The following is a 7500-nucleotide window of genomic DNA, read 5'->3' on the forward strand; positions in this document are numbered from 1 at the left end:
ACTCACTCTACGCCGATGAACGTTGCGTAGAAAACCTTGCGCTTACGGCGAGGGGGCTTTTCACCCCCTTTAACGCTACTCATGTCAGCATTCGCACTTCTGATACCTCCAGCACGCTTTACAACGCACCTTCACAGGCTTACAGAACGCTCTCCTACCACTTGCAATAAATTGCAAATCCGCAGCTTCGGTAACTGGCTTAGCCCCGTTACATCTTCCGCGCAGGACGACTCGATCAGTGAGCTATTACGCTTTCTTTAAATGATGGCTGCTTCTAAGCCAACATCCTGACTGTTTTAGCCTTCCCACTTCGTTTCCCACTTAGCCAATTTTAGGGACCTTAGCTGGCGGTCTGGGTTGTTTCCCTCTTGAGTCCGGACGTTAGCACCCGGTGCTCTGTCTCCCAAGCTGTACTCTGCGGTATTCGGAGTTTGCATTGGTTTGGTAAGTCGCCATGACCCCCTAGCCAAAACAGTGCTCTACCCCCGCAGGTAATACTTGAGGCACTACCTAAATAGTTTTCGGAGAGAACCAGCTATTTCCAAGTTTGTTTAGCCTTTCACCCCTATCCACAGCTCATCCGCTAGTTTTGCAACACTAGTCGGTTCGGACCTCCAGTACCTGTTACGGCACCTTCATCCTGGCCATGGATAGATCACTTGGTTTCGGGTCTACACCCAGCGACTAGACGCCCTATTCGGACTCGATTTCTCTACGGCTTCCCTATTCGGTTAACCTTGCCACTGAATGTAAGTCGCTGACCCATTATACAAAAGGTACGCAGTCACCCTTGCGGGCTCCTACTTTTTGTAAGCATGCGGTTTCAGGATCTATTTCACTCCCCTCCCGGGGTTCTTTTCGCCTTTCCCTCACGGTACTAGTTCACTATCGGTCAATGATGAGTATTTAGCCTTGGAGGATGGTCCCCCCATATTCAGACAGGATTTCTCGTGTCCCGCCCTACTTTTCGCAAGCTCAGTACCACGCAGGTCATTTCACGTACGGGGCTATCACCCGCTATGGCCAGCATTTCCAGGCTGTTCCGTTATGTCTTGTGCTATCACTTGCAGGCTTCTCCGATTTCGCTCGCCACTACTTTCGGAATCTCGGTTGATGTCTTTTCCTCGAGCTACTGAGATGTTTCAGTTCACCCGGTTCGCCTCGCATGACTATGTATTCATCATGCGATACCTTTCGGTGGGTTTCCCCATTCGGAAATCTCCGGATCAAAGCTTATTTGCCAGCTCCCCGAAGCTTATCGCAGGCTATCACGTCCTTCGTCGCCTATCATTGCCAAGGCATCCACCACATGCTCTTATTCACTTGACCCTATAACTTTGACCACTCTCTCGAGTATCCAAGTCATCTTCAAGGAATGTTTGACAGGTCTCTCACCTGTCGCGTTATGCCGTATTCAATTTAACTTGAATAACTCGAATTCAAACGTGAAGTTTGATATTCATTTTGACGCAATCAAATATGTTGCTAGCCACTACGCAAGGCACGGTCTGCACTAAACCTTTACGAATGTGCAGTTTCCTTGACGCAGCTTATATTGCTAGCAACGCTGATTAAACTCTATAAATTGTTAAAGAACAGCCGGTTGATCAAGAGATCTTGATCAACAACAAAGTAGCCTTTTCATTGCAAGCAATGCAAAGCCACTTTGGTGTTGACGTTATAAGTATCGAGAAGTTTGGTGGAGGATGACGGGATCGAACCGACGACCCCCTGCTTGCAAAGCAGGTGCTCTCCCAGCTGAGCTAATCCCCCGTATTTCCCAATCACTACCTGTATATTGGACGACGATGGTGGGTCTGGTTGGTCTCGAACCAACGACCCCCGCCTTATCAAGACGGTGCTCTAACCAACTGAGCTACAGACCCAAGCCGGTCACCAATGACCAGGCATGAACCTAAGCCCAAATGCTGATCGTCAGCGACAACCTTCCAACAACCGATAAGTGTGAGCGTTCAAATTAGATTGCAGTTTTCCAGAAAGGAGGTGATCCAGCCGCACCTTCCGATACGGCTACCTTGTTACGACTTCACCCCAGTCACGAACCCTGCCGTGGTAATCGCCCTCCTTGCGGTTAGGCTAACTACTTCTGGCAGAACCCGCTCCCATGGTGTGACGGGCGGTGTGTACAAGACCCGGGAACGTATTCACCGTGACATTCTGATCCACGATTACTAGCGATTCCGACTTCACGCAGTCGAGTTGCAGACTGCGATCCGGACTACGACTGGCTTTATGGGATTAGCTCCCCCTCGCGGGTTGGCAACCCTTTGTACCAGCCATTGTATGACGTGTGTAGCCCCACCTATAAGGGCCATGAGGACTTGACGTCATCCCCACCTTCCTCCGGTTTGTCACCGGCAGTCTCATTAGAGTGCCCAACTGAATGTAGCAACTAATGACAAGGGTTGCGCTCGTTGCGGGACTTAACCCAACATCTCACGACACGAGCTGACGACAGCCATGCAGCACCTGTGTTACGGCTCTCTTTCGAGCACGAAGCTATCTCTAGCGACTTCCGTACATGTCAAAGGTGGGTAAGGTTTTTCGCGTTGCATCGAATTAAACCACATCATCCACCGCTTGTGCGGGTCCCCGTCAATTCCTTTGAGTTTCAACCTTGCGGCCGTACTCCCCAGGCGGTCAACTTCACGCGTTAGCTTCGTTACTGAGTCAGTGAAGACCCAACAACCAGTTGACATCGTTTAGGGCGTGGACTACCAGGGTATCTAATCCTGTTTGCTCCCCACGCTTTCGTGCATGAGCGTCAGTACAGGCCCAGGGGATTGCCTTCGCCATCGGTGTTCCTCCGCATATCTACGCATTTCACTGCTACACGCGGAATTCCATCCCCCTCTGCCGTACTCTAGCGATGCAGTCACAAATGCAGGTCCCAGGTTGAGCCCGGGGATTTCACATCTGTCTTACATCACCGCCTGCGCACGCTTTACGCCCAGTAATTCCGATTAACGCTCGCACCCTACGTATTACCGCGGCTGCTGGCACGTAGTTAGCCGGTGCTTATTCTTACGGTACCGTCATTAGCAAACTGTATTAGAGCTCGCCGTTTCGTTCCGTACAAAAGCAGTTTACAACCCGAAGGCCTTCATCCTGCACGCGGCATTGCTGGATCAGGCTTGCGCCCATTGTCCAAAATTCCCCACTGCTGCCTCCCGTAGGAGTCTGGGCCGTGTCTCAGTCCCAGTGTGGCTGGTCGTCCTCTCAGACCAGCTACAGATCGTCGGCTTGGTGAGCCTTTACCTCACCAACTACCTAATCTGATATCGGCCGCTCCAATCGCGCGAGGTCTTGCGATCCCCCGCTTTCATCCATAGATCGTATGCGGTATTAGCGTAGCTTTCGCTACGTTATCCCCCACGACTGGGCACGTTCCGATATATTACTCACCCGTTCGCCACTCGCCACCAGGATTGCTCCCGTGCTGCCGTTCGACTTGCATGTGTAAGGCATGCCGCCAGCGTTCAATCTGAGCCAGGATCAAACTCTATAGTTCGATCTTGAATTTTTCGCTCTTTCGAGCAACTCATAAAAACGGAATTGAAGTGAACTTCACTTCTATTCTCATGAGCGTTTAAAGTCTTGCGACTAGTTCCAAAAGAACTTGGCAATCACTTTCAAACGCCCACGCTTATCGGCTGTAAATTTTTAATGATCAGAAGCAGACTTTTATCTTCTTCTTGCTTTGCTGCGATCAGCGAAGCCTTAAATTATGACACACTTTTTAGCTCGCCGTCAAACTTGGCGAAGATTTCTTGCTTTTTTTAGCACTGCCCGCAGCACTAAAAAAAACACCCCGCCACATGACGGGGTGTTTTACTGTAATAGCCTGACGATGTCCTACTTTCACACGGGGATCCGCACTATCATCGGCGCTGACTCGTTTCACTGTCCTGTTCGGGATGGGAAGGAGTGGTACCAAGTCGCTATGGTCGTCAGGCATAACTTGTTGTCACCCAGACTCAAGGTCTGGGCAACCAATTTATAGAGCTAATCAGCTTGTCTTTTACGACGCCATCTCGCTGTGAGATGGTCATTTGAATGCGTCAACTTGGCATAACTTCCTTGAAACACTTGCGTGCATCAAAGTTATAGGGTCAAGCCGCACGAGCAATTAGTATCGGTTAGCTTAACGCATTACTGCGCTTCCACACCCGACCTATCAACGTCCTGGTCTTGAACGACTCTTCAGGGGGCTCAAGGCCCCGGCAGATCTCATCTTGAAACGAGTTTCCCGCTTAGATGCTTTCAGCGGTTATCTCTTCCACACTTAGCTACTCGGCAATGCCACTGGCGTGACAACCGATACACCAGAGGTGTGTCCACTCCGGTCCTCTCGTACTAGGAGCAGGCTTCCTCAAATCTGCAGCGCCCACGGAAGATAGGGACCAAACTGTCTCACGACGTTTTAAACCCAGCTCACGTACCTCTTTAAATGGCGAACAGCCATACCCTTGGGACCGGCTACAGCCCCAGGATGAGATGAGCCGACATCGAGGTGCCAAACACCGCCGTCGATATGAACTCTTGGGCGGTATCAGCCTGTTATCCCCAGAGTACCTTTTATCCGTTGAGCGATGGCCCTTCCATACAGAACCACCGGATCACTATGTCCTGCTTTCGCATCTGCTCGACTTGTCAGTCTCGCAGTTAAGCACGCTTATGCCATTGCACTATCATCACGATGTCCGACCGTAACTAGCGTACCTTCGAACTCCTCCGTTACGCTTTGGGAGGAGACCGCCCCAGTCAAACTGCCTACCATGCACTGTCCCCGATCCAGATAATGGACCTAGGTTAGAACCTCAAACACACCAGGGTGGTATTTCAACGTCGGCTCCATAAGATCTAGCGACCCTACTTCAAAGCCTCCCACCTATCCTACACAGATCTGTTCAAAGTCCAATACAAAGCTACAGTAAAGGTTCATGGGGTCTTTCCGTCTTTCCGCGGGGAGATTGCATCATCACAAACATTTCAACTTCGCTGAGTCTCGGGAGGAGACAGTGTGGCCATCGTTACGCCATTCGTGCAGGTCGGAACTTACCCGACAAGGAATTTCGCTACCTTAGGACCGTTATAGTTACGGCCGCCGTTTACTGGGACTTCAATCAAGAGCTTGCACCCCATCATTTAATCTTCCAGCACCGGGCAGGCGTCACACCCTATACGTCCACTTTCGTGTTTGCAGAGTGCTGTGTTTTTAATAAACAGTCGCAGCCACCGATTTTTTGCAACCTCATTGGGCTCCAGGAGTAAATCCCTTCACCTACTAAAGGCACACCTTCTTCCGAAGTTACGGTGTCAATTTGCCGAGTTCCTTCTCCCGAGTTCTCTCAAGCGCCTTAGAATACTCATCTCGCGCACCAGTGTCGGTTTGCGGTACGGTCGTGTGTAGCTGAAGCTTAGTGGCTTTTCCTGGAAGCAGGGTATCACTCACTTCGAGTGCAAGCACTCTCGTTATCACTCCTCATCTAAGCCCGGCGGATTTGCCTACCAGGCACGACTACAAGCTTGAACCAACATGTCCAACAGTTGGCTGAGTTAACCTTCTCCGTCCCCACATCGCACTACACATCGGTACAGGAATATTGACCTGTTTCCCATCAGCTACGCATCTCTGCCTCGCCTTAGGGGCCGACTCACTCTACGCCGATGAACGTTGCGTAGAAAACCTTGCGCTTACGGCGAGGGGGCTTTTCACCCCCTTTAACGCTACTCATGTCAGCATTCGCACTTCTGATACCTCCAGCACGCTTTACAACGCACCTTCACAGGCTTACAGAACGCTCTCCTACCACTTGCAATAAATTGCAAATCCGCAGCTTCGGTAACTGGCTTAGCCCCGTTACATCTTCCGCGCAGGACGACTCGATCAGTGAGCTATTACGCTTTCTTTAAATGATGGCTGCTTCTAAGCCAACATCCTGACTGTTTTAGCCTTCCCACTTCGTTTCCCACTTAGCCAATTTTAGGGACCTTAGCTGGCGGTCTGGGTTGTTTCCCTCTTGAGTCCGGACGTTAGCACCCGGTGCTCTGTCTCCCAAGCTGTACTCTGCGGTATTCGGAGTTTGCATTGGTTTGGTAAGTCGCCATGACCCCCTAGCCAAAACAGTGCTCTACCCCCGCAGGTAATACTTGAGGCACTACCTAAATAGTTTTCGGAGAGAACCAGCTATTTCCAAGTTTGTTTAGCCTTTCACCCCTATCCACAGCTCATCCGCTAGTTTTGCAACACTAGTCGGTTCGGACCTCCAGTACCTGTTACGGCACCTTCATCCTGGCCATGGATAGATCACTTGGTTTCGGGTCTACACCCAGCGACTAGACGCCCTATTCGGACTCGATTTCTCTACGGCTTCCCTATTCGGTTAACCTTGCCACTGAATGTAAGTCGCTGACCCATTATACAAAAGGTACGCAGTCACCCTTGCGGGCTCCTACTTTTTGTAAGCATGCGGTTTCAGGATCTATTTCACTCCCCTCCCGGGGTTCTTTTCGCCTTTCCCTCACGGTACTAGTTCACTATCGGTCAATGATGAGTATTTAGCCTTGGAGGATGGTCCCCCCATATTCAGACAGGATTTCTCGTGTCCCGCCCTACTTTTCGCAAGCTCAGTACCACGCAGGTCATTTCACGTACGGGGCTATCACCCGCTATGGCCAGCATTTCCAGGCTGTTCCGTTATGTCTTGTGCTATCACTTGCAGGCTTCTCCGATTTCGCTCGCCACTACTTTCGGAATCTCGGTTGATGTCTTTTCCTCGAGCTACTGAGATGTTTCAGTTCACCCGGTTCGCCTCGCATGACTATGTATTCATCATGCGATACCTTTCGGTGGGTTTCCCCATTCGGAAATCTCCGGATCAAAGCTTATTTGCCAGCTCCCCGAAGCTTATCGCAGGCTATCACGTCCTTCGTCGCCTATCATTGCCAAGGCATCCACCACATGCTCTTATTCACTTGACCCTATAACTTTGACCACTCTCTCGAGTATCCAAGTCATCTTCAAGGAATGTTTGACAGGTCTCTCACCTGTCGCGTTATGCCGTATTCAATTTAACTTGAATAACTCGAATTCAAACGTGAAGTTTGATATTCATTTTGACGCAATCAAATATGTTGCTAGCCACTACGCAAGGCACGGTCTGCACTAAACCTTTACGAATGTGCAGTTTCCTTGACGCAGCTTATATTGCTAGCAACGCTGATTAAACTCTATAAATTGTTAAAGAACAGCCGGTTGATCAAGAGATCTTGATCAACAACAAAGTAGCCTTTTCATTGCAAGCAATGCAAAGCCACTTTGGTGTTGACGTTATAAGTATCGAGAAGTTTGGTGGAGGATGACGGGATCGAACCGACGACCCCCTGCTTGCAAAGCAGGTGCTCTCCCAGCTGAGCTAATCCCCCGTATTTCCCAATCACTACCTGTATATTGGACGACGATGGTGGGTCTGGTTG

The 7500-nt window shown here is 50.2% G+C and carries 4 tRNA genes and 4 rRNA genes (2 of these 8 cut by a window edge); all 8 read right to left on the reverse strand.

Annotation, left to right across the window (positions count from 1 at the left end):
- Positions 1-1329 (reverse strand): 23S ribosomal RNA (locus RAN89_RS00035) (it extends 1547 nt beyond the left edge of the window).
- A gap of 368 nt (positions 1330-1697) precedes the next feature.
- Positions 1698-1773 (reverse strand) — tRNA-Ala (locus tag RAN89_RS00040).
- Between the two features lie 36 nt (positions 1774-1809).
- Positions 1810-1886: transfer RNA gene (locus RAN89_RS00045), tRNA-Ile, on the reverse strand.
- Positions 1887-1997: 111 nt separating this feature from the next.
- Positions 1998-3532: ribosomal RNA gene (locus RAN89_RS00050) — 16S ribosomal RNA — on the reverse strand.
- 331 nt (positions 3533-3863) lie between these two features.
- Positions 3864-3976 (reverse strand): 5S ribosomal RNA (gene rrf / locus RAN89_RS00055).
- A 153-nt stretch (positions 3977-4129) separates the two neighbouring features.
- A 23S ribosomal RNA gene (locus tag RAN89_RS00060) occupies positions 4130-7005 on the reverse strand.
- The 16S, 23S and 5S rRNA genes sit together here with 4 tRNA genes alongside, the layout of an rRNA operon.
- A gap of 368 nt (positions 7006-7373) precedes the next feature.
- Positions 7374-7449, reverse strand: a tRNA-Ala gene (locus RAN89_RS00065).
- 36 nt (positions 7450-7485) lie between these two features.
- Positions 7486-7500 (reverse strand) — tRNA-Ile (locus RAN89_RS00070) (it continues 62 nt past the right edge of the window).

The organism is Rhodoferax mekongensis (assembly GCF_032191775.1).
GTDB classification, from domain to species: Bacteria; Pseudomonadota; Gammaproteobacteria; order Burkholderiales; family Burkholderiaceae_C; genus Allorhodoferax; species Allorhodoferax mekongensis.